We start from the raw sequence: 16,633 nt of genomic DNA, 5'->3' as shown, positions 1-16,633 counted from the left end.
AATGCACTTGGATAACTGCGGTTTCAAAAGGACGCCGCCCTTCGAAAGCCTCGGCAACGGTGGTTCCCGTTAACGGTGGCCCCCCTTTATCATTTTTCCCGTCGAGGGAGTCCGGGGGGGATCATCCCCCCCGGCCGCCGGAGGCATTCCCCCACGGCGAATCCTGCCTGCCCCTAGGGGCTGACCAGTATGACGACGCGGCGGTTTTTGGCCTGGTTTTCCAGGATGGCCCGGCCGGCCGGGTCGGCGTTGGGGGCCACGGGCTGGGTGTCGGCCAGGCCTTCCACGCGCAGGTGGTTGCGGGGGACGCCATGGTCGATGAGGAACCGGGCCACCCGGCTGGCCCGGGCCGAGGAAAGTTCCCAGTTGCTGGGGTAGAGCCAGGATTCCATGGGCAGGTTGTCGGTGTGGCCCTCGACGGTCACCTTGTAGGGCGTGCCGGCCAGGGTGGCGGCGATGTCGCGCAAAAGCGGGATGCCGCCGGGTTTGACCTCGGCGCTGGCCAGATCGAAAAAGGCCGCGCCGCGAAGGTTGAGTTCCACGCCGTTTTCCCGGGCCCTGACTTCCACCGCGCCGGCCGTGACGTCGAGCTTGCCGGAGAGTTCCTTGCGGATGTCGTCGAGGCTTTTGCGGGTCGGTCCGGTGCGTTCCTCGCCGGGTTTGGGGGCTTTTTCGGCCGTGGCATCTGTCTTGGCCGGTTCGGTCCCCTTGGGCTGGTCGCCGGGTTTGGCCGCCTCGGGCGTCTTGGCCTGCTCTCCGGGCTTGGCCGGTTGGGCCGCCTTGGCTGGCTCCTGGGGCTGCCCGTCGTGGGGTTCGCCGAGTTTCGAGGCGTCGGCCGTCTGGGGCCCCTGGGCCGGCTGCTCGTAGAGCGGCGCGGGTTCCCGGGACAGGGTCGTGTGGCTGACCTTGGAGCGCACTTGGGGTTTTTCAAAGGGCAGGGGCGGCGGAGCGGTTTTGTCCGTCACCGGCGGCGTGTCGTCTTTTTTCTTCTTGGGCGCGGGCTTTTCCTGGACCATGGCCTGCTGCATGGAGTCGGCCACGCGCTCGTAGCGGTTGAGGTCCACGTGGGACACGGCCACGATGAGCAGGAAAAAGCACAACAGCAGCGTCATCATGTCGGCCAGGGAAATAGGCCAGAGATCTTCTTCTTCCTGGCGGCGTTTGCGCAGATCGGATAGCTGGAACATGGCGGCCTAGGCGTCCTGGCCGAAGCCTTCGCCGGCTTCGGCGCGGTCGATGGAGGCCCAGCGGCGCGGCGGCAGATAGGCCTTGAGCTTGTCCAGCACGATGGCGGCCGGGGTCTTGTCCTTGATAAACAGTGTGCCGTCGCGGATGACGCACATGAGGATGACGCGCTCCTCGATGCGCTTTTCCACCTTGATGGCGATGGGCAGGAAAATGAGATTGGACAGCAGGATGCCGTACAGGGTGGTGGTCAGGGCCACGGCCATGTGGGCGCCGAGGTTGCCCAGGCCCACGCTCATGGACTGCATCATGCCGATAAGGCCAATAAGCGTGCCGATGATGCCGTAGGCCGGGGAAAGCTTGGCCATGGTGCGGTAGATGCCGGCCGAGGACAGCTCCTGCTGGTAGGTCTGCTCGATGCGGGTGTCGAGGATTTCCTTGATCTCTTCGCGGGAATAGCCGTCCACGAGCATTTGCACGGCGTTTTGCAGGAATTCGTTTTCGATGCCGGGCAGGGCTTGCTCCAGATGGATCTTGCCCCGGCTGGAGGCTTCCCGGGCGATGGAGACGATGGCCTCGATGTAGTGGTCGGTGGGCAGTTCCTCGCGCTTAAGCGCCGTGAGAAACGTGTTGGACACCCGCATCACTTCCTTGAGCGGAAAGCAGATGAAAGTGGAAGCCAGCGTGCCGCCAAGGACGATGGCCAGGCCTGGAAAATTGACGAACACTCCGGCGCTGTCCGTGGAGAAATAGGTGGCCAGGCCCAAAATGAGGATGCCGAAGACGATGCCGATGACGGTGGCGATGTTCACGAGGCGAGTCCCTTGGCGGCCTTGATGCGGTCGAGCAGTTCCTGTTCCACGGCGGCGGCCTCGTCGTCGTCAAGGGCGGCCATGGCCGAGGCTTCGTCGCGCACGATGCCGGCGATTTTTTTGGAGAGCGTCTTGTAGATCTTGTCCCGGGCGGCTTCCCCGGCCATGGCCGCCAGCACCGCCACCTTGTGAAAGCCCATGGTCGAGAGAATTTCTTCCAGGGTCGCGCCGTCCACGGACACGATGTCGTCCACGTTTTCGAGATCGGCGGCGGTCAGGCGCGGCCGGCGGGCCTGCTTGAAATACTCCTGGCCCATGGCTTCGATGAATTCCCGGGCGGCGGATTTGTGGAAGAAGAAGAGTTTTTCGGGAATCTCGCCGTAGCCGATCTTTTTGAGGATCACCTCGGGGGCGCCGCCGGCTTCCCGGGAAAAATCGGCCAGATCGCAAAATTCCAGATCCACGCCCACGGCCTGGGCGTTGGCGGCGTCGCGGGAGAGGTTTTTGGCCACGGCCAGAAACTTCTCGGGATCGGGCAGGCGCAGGCGGCGGTTCTTGACGAAGCTCGGCCCGGGCTTGGTCTTGCCCAGGAGATTCGTGCGCGGGAAATGCCCCTTGACCTCGGTGACGGACACGAGGTGCAGTTTTTTGAGCCGCTCGAAAATGGCGTCGATCTCGATCTGGCTGAGAAGGATGATGTCCTTGATGGTCCGGGACACCTCGGCGTAGTCGAGTTCGGCCTTGTCCCCGCGTCCGGCCGCCTGCCAGGCCAGGTGGACGATGCGGCACACGGCCAGAAACGGGTCGCCCGACGGCCGGTCCGTGACCTGGGCGGCCAGGGCCTGGACGCGCTCGGCCAGATAGCCGGTCAGCAGTTGCACCGGGCGGGGGCTTTTGAGCAGCATGGTCTGGATGAGGCGTTTGTCGCAGGCTAACGCCTCGACGTATTCCAGGGCCTCGGCCGTGCTGGCCCGAGGTTCGGCCGTGACCACGCCCATCTCGCCGAACATCTCGCCGGGACCGCGTTCGCCCAGGCGCACGCGCTTGTTGCCGACCACGCGGTAGATGGAGACGCGGCCTTTTTTGACGACATAGGCCACGTCGCTGGCCTGGCCTTCCCGGAAGATGACGGTTCCTTTGGGGAAGGTGCGGACGGCCGAGTCGGCCTCGTCCTCGAAGCGGTCGATATCCTGGGGCATACGTCCTCGCGTTGGCGGCCTTGGGCCGGTTGCGGACACACTACGGCCAAGGCCGGCCGAGTTCAAGGACGGCGGCCCGGGCGCAGCCAAGTTTGCCCGCCGAGGGCCGTTTTACATCAAACGGCAAAGGCGGTATAGGACCGCCACATTGTTCACGCGAGGTGCTGTGTGGCTCTTTCCGGCGCATGCCGCGACCTGACCATCCTGTCCGTCACCGAAGCCGGACCGGAAGGCGGGGCGCATGGCTGTTATTACATCGAACTGGCCAATCCCGGGCTTGGCAGCGCCGTGGCCGGCCAGTTCGTCATGGTCCGGCCGGCCTGTTTCGGCCAGGACCCGGTCTGGCCCCGTCCGTTTTCCATCTGCCGGCTGACCCCGGAGGCGCTCACGCTTTTCGTCCAGGCCTGCGGCCGTGGCACGGACGCGCTGTGTCGGCTGAGGCCCGGCGACACGGCCACGGTCTGGGGGCCGCTGGGCCAGGGATTCAGCCTGGAACCGGACACGCCGACCTTGATGCTGGCCGGCGGCGTGGGCCTGGCCCCCTTTGTGGAATACGCCGCCACCCACCCGGTCCCGGCCAATCTGGCCCTGGTTTTTGGCCATCGCCAGCCCTTGTCCTGTTATCCTTTCGCCGAGATGGCCGCTGTCGTCGGCCGGGCCGAGGCGTTTCAGGAAAATACTCCCGAGGACCTGCCCCGATTCATTGCGCTGCTCGAAACGAAAGTGGCCGAGTACGCCGGCGGACTCATTCTCGCCTGCGGGCCGCGACCGTTTCTCATGACCGTGGCCCGGCTGGCCCGGCGCTTCGGGGCCAGGGCCCAAGTGTCGCTGGAAAACCGCATGGCCTGCGGCGTGGGCGGCTGCCTGGGCTGCGTGGAGAAAAACGCCCTGGGCCAGTACGTGCAGACCTGCACCCAGGGCCCGGTCTTTTGGGTTGAGGAACTGCAGCTCTCGGAGGAGGCATGAGCGTGGACACCAGCGTCCGCCTGCCGGGAATGCCCGTCAAAAACCCGGTCATGACCGCCTCGGGCACCTTTGGCTACGGGTTGGAATTTTCGCCCTACGGCGATCTGCGCGCCCTTGGCGGCATCGTGGTCAAGGGCTTGTCCCTGGCCCCGCGCCAGGGCAATCCCATGCCGCGCATCGCCGAGACGCCGTGCGGCATGTTAAACGCCATCGGGCTGCAAAACTGCGGCGTGGAAAAATTTCTGCGCGACAAGCTGCCGCGCCTGCCCTGGCGCGACACGCCGATTATCGCCAACCTCTACGCCTGCGACGCCGACGAATTCGCCGAGCTGGCCGGGGTGTTGTCGGCCGAGGAGGGCGTGGCCGCCCTGGAGGTCAACATCTCCTGCCCCAACGTCAAGGCCGGCGGCATCGCCTTTGGCCAGGACCCGTGCATGGCCGGCAAACTCGCCGAAGCCGTGAAGAAAAGAGCCGGCGACAAGCCGGTGTGGGTGAAGCTGTCGCCCAACGTCACGGACATCGTGTCCATCGCCCGGGCGGCGGTGCTGGGCGGCGCGGACGCCCTGACCTGCATCAATACGCTCACGGGCATGAGCGTGGACATCCGCTCGCGCAAGCCCCGGCTGGCCAACGTCATCGGCGGCCTGTCCGGGCCGGCGATAAAGCCCGTGGCGCTGCGGGCCGTGTGGCAGGTCTGCCAGGCGGTGTCGGCCCCGGTCATTGGCGTGGGCGGCATATCAAGCGCCGAGGACGTGCTGGAGTTCATCCTGGTCGGCGCGCACGCGGTGCAGATCGGCACGGCCAACTTCATGCGGCCGGACATGGCGTTTCGCATTGCGCAGCGTCTGCCGGAGCTTATGGCGGAGCTGGGGATAGAAGACCTGGCTTCATACCGAGGGAGTTTGCGCGTGGGGTGAGTGCGGCGCGCGAGAAGGATTTTGCAGTGGCGGGGCGGAGACGTCCCGCCGTTTTTTTCACCCTTCCCGCAGGGCCTCGACAATCCCCAGGCGCGAGGCCCGCAGGGCCGGCAAGAACCCGCCCACAACGCCCATGAACAGCGAAAAGGCCAATGACAGCACCACGATCCACGGGGCCAGGGTGAAGCGGAAGGCCAGCTCGGAGAAGGTCTGGAAATTGGTGGTGGAGAAGGTGAGAAAGGACAGTCCGGCGGCCAACCCCACGCCGGCCAGACCGCCGATGAGGCCAAGGAGGGTGGATTCGGCCAAAAAGGCGGCCAGGACCGCCCCGCGCGTGAAGCCGATGGCCCGCAGCGTGCCGATCTCGGCCACCCGGCCGGCCACCGAGGCATACATGGTGATCATGGCCCCGATCATGGCCCCCAGCGAGAAAATGAGCGTGAGCGACACGCCAAGGACCGTCAAAAACTTGCGCATCATGTCCGACTGCTTCTCGTAGTAGCGCGTCTCGCGCCAGACCTCGGCCTGCAGCCTGGGGTCGGCTTCCACCGCTTCCTTGAACGACTCGAAAAGCCCGGGTTCGCGCAGGCCGGCCACCACGATGGAATAGGCGTTGCGGCCAAAAGCCGGCATGAGCTGGTCGGCGTCCCCCCAGATCTCCGAGGAAAAGCCGGTGGAGCCGGCGTCGAACACGCCGACGATGGGCCAGTCCCGCTTGCCGAAGCGCAGGCTCTGGCCGATTTCCGCGCCAGTAAATCCCTTGGCCACGGCCTTGCCCACCATGATTTCCGGCGTGCCCGGCTGGGGCGCGCGCCCGGAAATCAGGCGCACCTGGCCGCGAAGGGCCAGCGAAGCCGGCTCGATGCCCCGGATGACCACGTTGGAGGTCTTGCCCGTGGATTTCTTGGTCAGTCCGATGAGCACCACCATCTCCCGGGCGGCCAGGGGCCGGCCGTCGCTGCCAGGAGCGATCTCGGCCCGGGCGGTCATGGCCGAGGCCTGGACACGCTCCAGCCCGCTTTGCACCTCGGTCTCGGAACCCTTGCGCAGCACGATGACGTTGCCGGGCGAACCGGTGGACACGAGCGTCTGGCGCAGCCCCTCGGCCAGCATGAGCGTGGCCGTGAAGACGAAGACCACCAGCGCCATGCCGCCGGCCGTGAGCGTGGTGGTCAGCCGGCGGGTGACGAGGTTTCGCCAGGAATAGGACAAGGGCACGGCCATCAGCCGATCCTCCGAAAGGCGTCGGCGATGCGCACGGCGGCCACCCGCCAGGCCGGCACGGCCGCGGCCAGCACGCCCACGGCCAGCCCGAAGGCGGCCTGGAGCATGATGGTTGTGGGCGAGACGAAAAAGATGGGGAAATACTGGGCCAGGCCCACGGCAAAGCCCTTGGCCAGGGGCGGCAGCACGGCCATGGCCAGGGCCGTGCCGGCCAGGGCCAGAAGCAGCGACTCGGCCAGGAGCATCCCGGCCAGTGCCGGCGCGCCAAAACCCAGGGTTTTGAGGACCGCGAATTCGCCCAGGCGTTCCCGGGCCGACATGGCCATGGTGTTGGCGGCAACAGCCAGGATGATGGCGATGACCACGTAGGACACGGCGGTGATGGCCAGCAAAATGGCCTCGCTCATGGCCACGAACCCGAGCTGGAAGGCGCGCTCGGTTTCGGTCAGGGTCTCGGCCTGGGAGTTGTGGAACAGCGCGTCGATGTCCTTGGATATTTCCGCCGCCCGGGTGGCGTCGCGGATGCCGATCATGAAAAAGCCGACCTGGCCGGCCCGGGTCGGGGCGCGCTTTTTCATGGTCTCGTCGAGATAGCCGTAGTGGAAATAGAGGACCGTCTCGTCGGTGTCCGGGCGCGCGCCTTTGTAGATGGCGCGGATGGTCATGGGCCATTGGCCCGGATAGATGGTGCCGCGAAGGGTGACGGTGTCGCCGATGCGCCAGTGGAAACGCTCAGCCAGCTTGCGACCGATGATGGCCGCCTTGCGGTCGGAAAGAAAAGCCTTTTGTTCCTCGGGGCTGACGATGAGTTCCGGGTAGAGCTTGAAAAAATCGTCGGCCTCGACCGCGAAGTTGGGGAAGAAGTTTTTCTCGTCCAGATACACCCCGCCGAACCAGCCGCCGGCGGCCACGATGTCCACGCCCGTCACCTGGCGGATGCGGCCCTTGTAGGCAAAGGGCAGGGGCTGGGTCAGCGACACGGCGTTGCGGGTGACCAACCGATTGGCCGAGGAGGCTTCCACCCCGGCGTGCCAGGCGTCCAGCACCGTGCGCAAAAGCCCGAACGCGGTCAGGGCCACGGCCACGCCGACGATGGTCAGCACGGCGCGCAGGCGGTGGCGGAAGGCGTTTAAAAGAATGAGCCTAAGGAGCAACACGCAGTTCGCCCTTGTCGAGCTCGCGCACGAGGTGGGCGGCCTCGGCGGCCTTGTGGTCGTGGGTGACCATGACGATGGTTTTGCCCAGGTCGGCGTTGAGGCGTTTTAAAAGCGCCATGACGTCGGCGGCCGAAACCCGGTCCAGGTCGCCGGTAGGTTCGTCGGCCACGATGATGTCCGGGTCGGTGACGATGGCCCGGGCGATGGCCACGCGCTGCTGCTGGCCGCCGGAAAGCTGGTTGGGCTTGTGGTCGGTGCGGTCGGACAAGCCCACGGCGGCCAGGGCTGCCAGGGCATGGTCGCGCCGGGCGGCGGCGGACAGGCTTGTCAGCAAAAGCGGCAGCTCGACGTTTTCCAGGGCGGTCAAGACCGGAATGAGGTTGTAGAACTGGAAGATAAAGCCCACGTGGCGGCTGCGCCACACGGCCAGCTCGCTTTCCGACAAGGTGGCGATGTCCGTACCGGCCACGGTGATGCTGCCGGCGTCCAGGGAATCGATGCCGGCGATGCAATTAAGGAGCGTCGATTTCCCGGACCCTGACGGGCCGATCAGCGCCAGGAACTCCCCGGCGGCGATGTCGAAGGTGATGTCGGAGAGCACCGGGATCACCTGATCGCCGCGGCGGTAGGACTTCGACAGATGCGATATTTCGATAAGCGGGCGGTCCATGACGGATTGTCCTGTGCCTGGGAGACGGGCTGGCGTCGCGTCCCTTAAAAAATACGACAGTATTTTTTAAGAAAACAATGGTTTTCGTCTGTTGCCTGTGAAACGCCAGAGGCGTCTCTCGCGAACACGGCCTAGCCTTCGGCCAGGGCCACGGCGTCGCCGTCGCGCAGTTCGGCCGGGGGCGAGAGGATCACTTTTTCGCCGGCGGTCAGGCCCTTGGTTACGGCCCGCATGTCGCCCAGGACCTCGCCCAGGGTCACGGGCGTGAGCACGGCCTTGCCGCCGCGCATGACAAAGACGGCGTCGGTCTCGCCCCGGCGGATGACGGCCCCGGCCGGCACGGCCAGACGCGGCTGGGTCTCGTCCGGGGTGAGCGGCCGGGAGAGAAAGGCCGTCTTGGCGCTCATTTCGGGCAACACCCGGGGATCGAGGGTGGTGAAGCGCACCTTGACCAGCACGGTAGCCTTGGTGCGGTCGGCCGTGGGCACGATCATGTGGACCACGCCGGGGAACCGTTCGCCCGGGATGGCGTCCAGGATGATCTCGCAGGGGCCGCCGACCTTCACCTTCTCGATGCTCGATTCGCTGACGTCGACTTCGGCGGCAAGCGAACTCATGTCGGCGATGGTGACCACGGCGGCTTTGGAGGTGGACGACGCGCCAAGGGGCGAGATGATGTCGCCGAGGTCGGCGTTCTTGGTGAGCACCACCGCGTCGAAAGGCGCTTCGAGTTCGGTGTAGCCGCGTTCGGCCTCGGCTTTTTTGAGCGCCTGTTCCCGGGCCGCCAGGCTGGCCTTGGCCTGGGACAGGGCGGCTTCGGCCTTGTCCAGCCGGGCCTTGGCCGCGTCGTGCTCCGAGCGAGCCACATAGTCGCCGGCCGAGAGCTTTTTCATGCGGTTGTACTGCAGCGTGGCGTCGGCCAGCTCGGCTTCGGCCGAGGCAATCTGGAACCGGGCGGCGGAAAGCTCGTGGACGGCGAGCTTTTTGGCCGCTTCCACGTCGGCGCTTTCCAGCCGGGCCAGGATGTCGCCCTTTTTGACGCGGCTGCCTTCCTCCACCCCGAGCCAGACGAGCTGGGCCGTGGCCTTGGTGGCCAGGGCGGCCTTGCGCTGGGCCACGATGTAGCCGCTGGCGGTCAGCTCCGTGACCGTGCGCGAGGGATAGGCCAGGCCCACCGTGGCCGCCTCGACCACGAAGGTGCGCGGGGTCATGAACCAGCCGGCCAGGGCCAGGACCACCAGGGCGGCGACGATCCAGGGCCATTTCTTGCGGCGTCGGCGCGCGCCGGCCATTTTGTCGTCGCCGGCAATGCGGAGATTTTGCAGCGTGTCGCTCATGGGATTTCCTGTATCTATAATGATGACGCGTCAATACCGCGTTGTCCCGAAGAGTCAAGACGAAATAATTGCCTGGAAGTTTCGTCGGGAATGCCGAGCCGTCAGCGCAACGGTAGTTCCCGTCAAGGGCCGGCGACGACCTCTGAGACTTCCCGGCCAACAGAAAGACGCCTCGCCGTACCCCCTTTAACCCTTTCTTTGGGTGGGGGGTCTGGGGGCCTCAGGCCCCCAGCCGCCGGAGGCTCTCCCAAAATTGCTCAATAAGTTTGCGGTGGCCGGCTGGAAAGGCGTAGCGCGACAGTTCGTCGGGCGCGGCCCACAGACTTTCCTGGGCGGCGGTCAGGGTCGGCTCGGGGGGCGGCGAAGCCTCGGGGGCGTCGGTGAGGCGCAGCAGGCAGCAGTGCAGCGTCACTCTATACGTGGTGTAGCCGTGGCGGATGACGGCCAGCTTGGTTTCGACCTGGGTCGAAAAGCCTGTCTCCTCGGCGAATTCGCGCACCACGGCCTGCTCCGGGGTCTCGCCGGCCTCGATGCGGCCGCCTGGAAACTCCCACAGATTGGCCCAGGCCCCCTTGGGCAGGCGCTTTTGAATAAATACCCGCCCGTCGTGGATTAGCACGCCGGTGGCGACGTTGAGCGGCGTGATGTCCTTGGATTTGCTGAGGACCGGCCGGTCGGCCACGATGCCCAGGCGCCTGGCCGCGCACAGCGTGGCGAGAGGGCAGGCCGGACAGTCCGGGTTGCGGGGGCGGCAGACCAGCGCCCCGAATTCCATGAGCGCCTCGCCATAGTCTCTGGCCCGGCCGGGGGGGAGCAGTTCCCGGGCCAGGGTGGTGGCCTGGGCCTTGCCGGCCGGTTCTTTGATAGGCGCGTCGATGTCGCACACCCGGGCCAGCACCCGCAGGACGTTGGCGTCCACGGCCACTTCATCCTGGCCAAAGGCGATGGCGGCCACGGCCCCGGCCGTGTAGTCGCCCACGCCCGGCAGGGCGCGCAGGGCGGCGAAATCAGCCGGCAGCCGGCCGCCGTGCTCGGCCATGACCCGCCGGGCGGCGGCCAGCAGATTCCTGGCCCGGCTGTAATAGCCCAGGCCTTCCCAGGCCTTGAGCACCTCGGTTTCGTCGGCTGCGGCCAGGGCGGCCACGGTGGGGAAGCGGGCCGTGAAGCGCTCGAAATAGACGGCCACGCGGTCCATCTGGGTCTGCTGGGCCATGATCTCCGACACCCAGACGCCGTAAGGATCGTAGGTGCGCCGCCAGGGCAGGTCGCGGCGGTTTTGGGCAAACCAGTCGAGCAGGAGCGGCACGAAATCGGAACGCTCGGACATGAAAACCTCGTGTGCCGGGCTTTGACCCCGGCCGAAACTTGCGCTCTAGCCCATAATGCCGATTGGGCCGGCTGGGAAGGGCGGGCGGGCCGGCAAAGCAGGAAGGCCAGGGAAGCCGCAGATGGCTGAAAACCAAGCCGCTCAAGGGGGCCGGCAATCCTCGGACGTTAGCCGGCGCGTTGCCTTTGCCGCCTTTTTGGCCCATAGCAGGATGACTGGCGGTCCGGCCGCCGGGGAGGAAAGCCATGTCCAAGTCCCTGTCGCGCCTTGTCGTCGTCCTTGCCCTGGTCCTGGTTCCGTGCCTGTCCCCGGCCGCCGGGCCGGACATTCCCCCGGCCCTGGCTCCGTGGGTGGGCTTTGCCCTGCACGAGGCCGGGCAACGCCTGTGCCCGCCGGTGGGCAATCGCCCGGAGGCGCGGATCTGCCGGTTTCCCACGAGCCTTACCCTGGACGTCTGGCCCACCGGCGCGGACATGACCTACACGGTGCGGCTTTTTGACGATGGCCCGGTTCCTTTGCCCCATGCCGCCGGGGCCTGGATCGAGGGCGTGCGTGAGGGGGGGGCCGCCGTGCCCGTGCTTGGCGCGCCGGACGCGCCCTTTGTGCGGCTTGCGGCCGGGGAACATGTCCTGACCGGCCGCCTGGGTTGGGCGGCAACACCCCAGGGGCTGGCCCTGCCGCCGGATGTCGGGTTGGTGCGGCTGTCCCGCCAGGGCGCGGCCTCGCCGGTGGCCGTTTCGCCGGCCGGCGAATTGCGCCTGAGCCCGCCCGAAGCGGCCAAGGCCGCGCCCAATCGTGAGACGGTGCGCGTGTTTCGGCTCATTGCCGACGGCGTGCCCGTCACCGTCACCACGCTGTATCGTCTGGAAGTGTCCGGTCTGGCCCGGGCCGTGACCCTGGCCGGGGCCGTGCCCGCCGGAGCCTTGCCCCTGGCCGTGCGCGCCCCGGTCCCGGCGACCCTTGGCCCGGACGGCGGGCTTGTCCTCGACGCCGGCCCTGGGCGCTACGAAGTCGAGGTCGTGGCCCGCTATCCGGCCAAGGTGGACCGCATCGGGCCGGCCGCCTGCCCCTATGGCCGGGAGATCTGGAGCTTCCAATCCGGCGAGGTCCGGGAGGTCCGGCCCGAGGGCCTGGCCGGCATCGATCCCAAGACCGCCGACGTGCCCGGTCCCTGGCAGGCCTATCCGGCCTTTGCCGCCGAGGCTGACGGCGTGCTCACCCTGGCCGAGCTTGGGCGCGGCGCGCCCACCGGCCGCGACGCGTTGACGCTGTCCCGCGAGATGTGGCTCGATTTTTCCGGGCAGGGCCTGTCCGTGCGCGACACCGTGGCCGGCGAAAACCGGCGGGGCTGGACGCTGTCCCTGCTGCCGCCCGGGGAACTTGGGCGGGTGACGATTTCCGGCCAGGACCAGCCTGTGGTGCGCCTGGGCCAGGACGGCCGGCCCGGGGTGGAGCTGCGCCAGTCGCATCTCAATCTGACGGCCCGCTCGCGCTATCCCTCTGTGGACGCGTTCCTGCCGGCCGGGGGCTTTGACCGGGAGTTCGAGCGCGTTTCGGCCACGCTGAACCTCCCGCCGGGCTGGGCCCTGGCCTATGCCACGGGGCCGGACACGGTGACGGGCGGGTTGCTGTCGGGCTGGACGCTGCTCGATCTGTTCCTGGTCTTCGTGCTGGCCGTGGCCGCCTTTACCCTGCGCGGCCGGCTCGCCGGCGCGGCCCTGGGGCTTTTTCTGCTGTTGTCCTGGCATGAACCCCACGCCCCGACCACGGTCTGGATGTTCGTGTTGGCCGGCCTGGGGCTTTTGCGTGCGGCCGGCGACGTGGGCCGGCTGGCCGGCTATCCGGCCTTTCGCCGCCTGTCCGTCACGCTTTTTGTCCTGTCCATGGTTTCCCTGGTGGTCCTGGCCGTGCCCTTTGTCGCCCGGGAATTGCGTCTGGCCGTGGCTCCCCAGATAGGCGGGGGGAGCGGCGGCGGGGGGGGCGGCGGCGCGCCCATGCCCGTGGCGGCCAAGCGCCAGGCCGCCAACGAGGCGGCCACGGCAGAACCCATGGTCGCCCCGGCTCCGGCCATGCCGGCCGCTCCGGCCCGGGGCAAGAGCGACAGCGGATATTCGCGGACCATGGCCCTTTACGGCGGGTATGAGGCGGACAAGACCCCGGAACGCCTGGAATTTGATCCCAACGCCCTGATGCAGACCGGGCCGGCCATGCCGTCCTGGCATTTCACCTCGGTGGGCCTGTCCTGGCGCGGGCCGGTGGCCCCGGGCGAAACCCTGCGCCTGACGCTGCTGCCGCCCCTGGCCACGGCCGGCCTGGGCTTGGCCCGGGTGATTCTCCTTGGGCTGGCCTTGGCCTTGCTGTTCGACCGCCAGCGGGTGCGCCGCCTGACCCGGCCGGCGGTCGTGGCCGGGGCGGCGGCCGTCCTTGCCGCCGTGTTGTCCCTTGGCCTGCCTGGGCGGGCCGCGGCCGCGGATTTTCCGCCCCGTGACCTCCTCGACAGCCTGCGCGAGCGCCTGACCCAGCCGCCGCGCTGCCTGCCGGACTGTCTGGGCGCGCCCGGGCTTGAGGTGCGCCTGGAGGCCGGGACGCTGACCATCGTGGCCGCCATCGACGCCGCCGCCCGGGTGGCCGCGCCGTTGCCGGCCGTGTCCGAGGGCTGGCGGCCGACGCTTCTTACCGTGGACGGCAAGCCGGCCGGGGGGCTGGCGCGCCTGGACGGCCAACCGGCCGTGCTGCTGGAACCCGGCGTCCATACCGTGGCCATGGCCGGCCCGGCCCCCGAGGCCGTGTCCTTTACCGTGTCCGCGCCCCTTGTTCCCGGCCGCGTCCAGGCGTCGGCTCCGGGCTACCGGGTGCGTGGGCTGGACGAGCGGGGTGGGCTGGCTGGTCCCCTGGAATTCGTGCGGGCCGAGACCGGCGGCAAGGCCCAGGCAGCCAAGCCCGGGGCCACGGGCATCGACGTGCCGGCCTTTTTCGAGGTCCGTCGGGCCGTGGATTTCGGCTTGACCTTCGAGGTCGCGACCGAAGTCGTGCGCCGCTCGCCCACGACCGGCCCGGCCGTGGCCGTTGTGCCGCTTCTGGCCGGGGAGCTGCCCGACGTGGCCGGGGTCAGCGTGGAGGGCGGCAAGGCCACGGTGCGCTTCGCCCCGGGGCAGGACCGCGTGTCCTGGCGCTCGCGGTTGCCGGCCGCGCCGTCGCTGACCTTGGCCGCGCCGGCCGACGCTTCCCTGGTCGAGACCTGGACCGTCACCGCCGCCGCCCTCTACGACCTGTCCTACGCCGGGCCGCCGCCGGTGGCCTGGCTGACCCCCGAGGGCCGGCTGGCCCCGCGCTTTGCGCCCTGGCCCGGCGAGACGCTCACCGTGTCGGTGGCCCGCCCCGAGACCGCGCCCGGGGAATTCCTGACCCTGGAGCGGGGCAATCTGTCCGTGCGCCAGGGCGGGCAGTACCGCGAGGCGACGCTGGTTCTGGTCTTCCGGGCGGCCAAGGGCGCGCGCCAGGCCGTGAAGCTGCCGCCTGGGGCCGAGGTCACGCGCTTGGCCGTGGCCGGGCGCGAGGTGTTGCCCACCGGCGGCCCGGACGAGGTCGGCTTTGCCCTGCCGCCGGGCGTCACCGAAGTGACCGTCAACTTCCGGGAAAAGCAGGGGATGGCAACTTTCACCCGCACCCCGGCGGTTGACCTGGGCCTGCCCGGGGCCAATCTGGCCGTCAGCCTGGAGCTGCCGGCCGACCGCTGGCTGCTGGCCGTTGCCGGCGACACGCCCCTGGCCCCGGCCGTGCTCTACTGGGGATGGCTGGCGGCCGTGGCCGCTCTGGGTCTGGGTTTGTCGTTTTTGCCGGACACGCCGCTGTCCCGCCTGTCCTGGCTGCTCTACGCCCTGGGCCTCAGCCAAGCCACGCCCGGCAACGCGCTGTTGGCCGTGGCCTGGATCGCCGCCCTGGCCTGGCGGCGGCGGCATCCCATCGCCCAGGGCGCGGTGGCCTTCAACAGCGTCCAGGTGTTGCTGGTCCTTTTGACCCTGGCCGGGCTGGAGGCCCTCTACGACACCCTGGGCACGGGCCTTCTCGGCCTGCCGCGCATGCAGGTGGCGGGCAACGGCTCCACGGCCACGGCCCTGCGCTGGACCTTCGACCGGCTGGCCGGCGCGCTGCCGTCCTGCACGGCCGTAAGCCTGCCCTTGATGGTCTTTCGGGCCGTGATGCTGGCCTGGGCGGTCTGGCTGGCCTGGGCGCTGGTCAAGTGGCTGCGCTGGGGATTTGACAGCCTGACGACCGGCGGCGGCTGGCGCAAACCCGAACTGAAGCTGCGCCTGCCGGGCCTGGGGCGCGGCGGCCCGGGAACATCGGATGGGCAAAAAACGACGGGGGAAAAATCGTCGTAGGGAAATGCCTCCGGCGGCCGGGGGGATGATCCCCCCGGACCCCCTCGACGGGAAAAGGGATGAAGGGTGGTTTGTCTTTGAGGCCGGCAACTGTTGCCGCGGCCTCCGAAGGGCTGCATCCTGAGGAAGCTGCGGATAGCCAAATGAGGTCGGTTGTGCGGCGGCGGACCGAACCACGCATTGCTGCCGGGCCGAGGCCCGGCAGCGTAGACATTTCTTGTGTTCTGCCAGGGGGTGGGACCGGTTCCCCGGTTTGGGGCACGGGCGCGGGCTACTTGACCAGCCCGACGCTGTAGAGGGACACGGAGGCCGTGTCGCAGGCCCCGGCCGTGCGCTTTGCCTCGACGGCCATGCCGCGCATGAAACGACCGACCACTTCGCCCTTGGCGTTGGTGTTTTCGATGAAAACCGCCCCCAGCTGATAGACGTAAATGGAGTTGCGGCCGGAATTTTGCGGACGGGATGGGTCGTAAAACGGAATGAGCGCCACCCGGGGACTCTTCATGGGATCGGTGTAGGCGCTGCCGGTGACGGAATTGGTGGCGCTGTCCCAGGACGCGCCCGGATCCGTGGCAATCAGATCGGCCAGCCCTTGGTTGGTGGGGCCGACCATGTTGCCGGGTTCGATGACCAGTTCGTCGCCCTCCCGGACCACGGTGTTGTTGGAGGCGGTGCAGCCGGCGATGTTGAGGCGGTAGACGGCGGCGCCGGATTCGGGGTCGCCGGTGTTGGCCGGAGGATAGTCCACAGCCTGGAAGTGTCCAGGCACTACAGTGTCGTGGCTGTCGCTGAGCTTGAGCACTATGGGTGTGCCAAGGTCGCCGGCATCGTAGCCAAGGACGTTGACCGAGGACAGCTCGCAACTGCTGCCGGGGTCGAATGCGCCGTTGTTCTTGAACTTCTTGTCCGTGTCGCAGGTGTCGTCCCAGGTGAACTTGGCTGGCGGCGAGAAGGGTTTGAGGCACTTGGTCTGGTCCGAGCAAAAAAGCGAGGCGCTGGCCGTGGCGGTCAGATCCTGGGTGTTCCAGCCAAGCACGGGGCCAAGGAACATGTCCACGGGGTTGCCGCGCTGGGCGGTGCGCCCGGCGGTCACCCGGACGGTGTCCGGGGTGGCTCCGGCCGCCGGGGCATCGCCCTTGAGCAGTTCCACGTCGCTGGCGGTCACGGCGCTGGCAACCGTGTCCTGTTCGCCCAGGTTGCGCTGGCCGAAATCCACGGCCGTGGCCCGGACCGCGTCGAAATCGTCGCCGTTGCGCAACAGATCGGCCGCGCCGGCCAGGGCGGCGGCGTCGGCCGCCGTCTGCAGCTGGCTGCGCTTGTATTGCAAAAAGCCGTAGTCCACGGCCAGGGTGGCCAGTCCGGCCAGGATGATCATGACCAGGGCGGAGAAAACCACGACAGAACCGTTTTCGGCCTGGCGCGCGGCGGGAACATGATGGACGGGCATGACGCCCCCC

General features: G+C 68.1%; 12 protein-coding genes. 3 read left to right on the top strand and 9 right to left on the bottom strand.

Features of this window, described 5'->3' with window-relative positions:
* Positions 1-173 precede the first annotated feature (173 nt).
* Genes C3Y92_RS13705 through C3Y92_RS13695 form a run of 3 tightly spaced genes read right to left on the bottom strand, consistent with a single transcriptional unit; the run spans position 174 to position 3,196 of the window.
* Positions 174-1,187, bottom strand: coding sequence for an OmpA family protein (locus C3Y92_RS13705; protein ID WP_129353418.1), 1,014 nt, complete (start codon positions 1,185-1,187; stop codon positions 174-176).
* Between the two features lie 6 nt (positions 1,188-1,193).
* Complete coding sequence (locus C3Y92_RS13700; RefSeq protein WP_129353416.1) at positions 1,194-1,997, bottom strand: motility protein A; 804 nt, start codon at positions 1,995-1,997, stop codon at positions 1,194-1,196.
* Positions 1,994-3,196 (bottom strand): Crp/Fnr family transcriptional regulator, encoded by a 1,203-nt coding sequence (locus tag C3Y92_RS13695; protein WP_129353414.1) that lies wholly within the window; start codon positions 3,194-3,196, stop codon positions 1,994-1,996. The genes C3Y92_RS13700 and C3Y92_RS13695 overlap by 4 nt, the downstream gene beginning before the upstream one ends.
* Positions 3,197-3,364: 168 nt before the next feature.
* Here C3Y92_RS13695 and C3Y92_RS13690 point away from each other — a divergent pair, with 168 nt between their 5' ends.
* Positions 3,365-4,162, top strand: a complete 798-nt coding sequence (locus tag C3Y92_RS13690) for an iron-sulfur cluster-binding protein (RefSeq protein WP_129353412.1) — start codon at positions 3,365-3,367, stop codon at positions 4,160-4,162.
* Positions 4,159-5,079 (top strand): dihydroorotate dehydrogenase, encoded by a 921-nt coding sequence (locus C3Y92_RS13685; RefSeq protein WP_129353410.1) that lies wholly within the window; start codon positions 4,159-4,161, stop codon positions 5,077-5,079. The genes C3Y92_RS13690 and C3Y92_RS13685 overlap by 4 nt, the downstream gene beginning before the upstream one ends.
* Before the next feature lie 57 nt (positions 5,080-5,136).
* Here C3Y92_RS13685 and C3Y92_RS13680 read toward each other — a convergent pair whose 3' ends face one another.
* The 5 genes from C3Y92_RS13680 to mutY all read right to left on the bottom strand — a co-directional run bounded on the left by C3Y92_RS13680 (position 5,137) and on the right by mutY (position 10,794).
* On the bottom strand, positions 5,137-6,303 hold the full coding sequence (locus C3Y92_RS13680; RefSeq protein WP_129353408.1) for an ABC transporter permease: 1,167 nt from the start codon (positions 6,301-6,303) through the stop codon (positions 5,137-5,139).
* Positions 6,303-7,460 (bottom strand): ABC transporter permease, encoded by a 1,158-nt coding sequence (locus C3Y92_RS13675; protein ID WP_129353406.1) that lies wholly within the window; start codon positions 7,458-7,460, stop codon positions 6,303-6,305. The genes C3Y92_RS13680 and C3Y92_RS13675 overlap by 1 nt, the downstream gene beginning before the upstream one ends.
* A complete protein-coding gene (locus C3Y92_RS13670) occupies positions 7,447-8,130 on the bottom strand; it encodes an ABC transporter ATP-binding protein (RefSeq protein WP_129353404.1) in 684 nt (227 codons plus the stop codon). Before C3Y92_RS13670 ends, C3Y92_RS13675 begins: the two co-directional genes overlap by 14 nt.
* A gap of 131 nt (positions 8,131-8,261) precedes the next feature.
* Entirely contained in the window at positions 8,262-9,467 is a 1,206-nt protein-coding gene (locus C3Y92_RS13665) for an efflux RND transporter periplasmic adaptor subunit (protein ID WP_129353402.1), read from the bottom strand.
* Between the two features lie 220 nt (positions 9,468-9,687).
* On the bottom strand, positions 9,688-10,794 hold the full coding sequence (gene mutY, locus C3Y92_RS13660) for an A/G-specific adenine glycosylase (protein WP_129353400.1): 1,107 nt from the start codon (positions 10,792-10,794) through the stop codon (positions 9,688-9,690).
* A 245-nt stretch (positions 10,795-11,039) separates the two neighbouring features.
* On the opposite strand from mutY, the gene C3Y92_RS13655 reads away from it, so the two are divergent.
* The gene (locus C3Y92_RS13655) at positions 11,040-15,176 is read left to right on the top strand and encodes a hypothetical protein (protein ID WP_129353398.1); all 4,137 of its coding nucleotides are present in this window, start codon (positions 11,040-11,042) and stop codon (positions 15,174-15,176) included.
* A 271-nt stretch (positions 15,177-15,447) separates the two neighbouring features.
* Here the strand turns inward: C3Y92_RS13655 and C3Y92_RS13650 are convergent, their stop codons facing one another.
* Complete coding sequence (locus C3Y92_RS13650) at positions 15,448-16,623, bottom strand: pilus assembly protein TadG-related protein (RefSeq protein ID WP_129353396.1); 1,176 nt, start codon at positions 16,621-16,623, stop codon at positions 15,448-15,450.
* Positions 16,624-16,633: the final 10 nt, after the last annotated feature.

The sequence above is a fragment of the Solidesulfovibrio carbinolicus genome, from assembly GCF_004135975.1.
Taxonomy (GTDB): Bacteria; Desulfobacterota; Desulfovibrionia; order Desulfovibrionales; family Desulfovibrionaceae; genus Solidesulfovibrio; species Solidesulfovibrio carbinolicus.
This window is presented reverse-complemented; position numbering and strand designations above follow the sequence as displayed.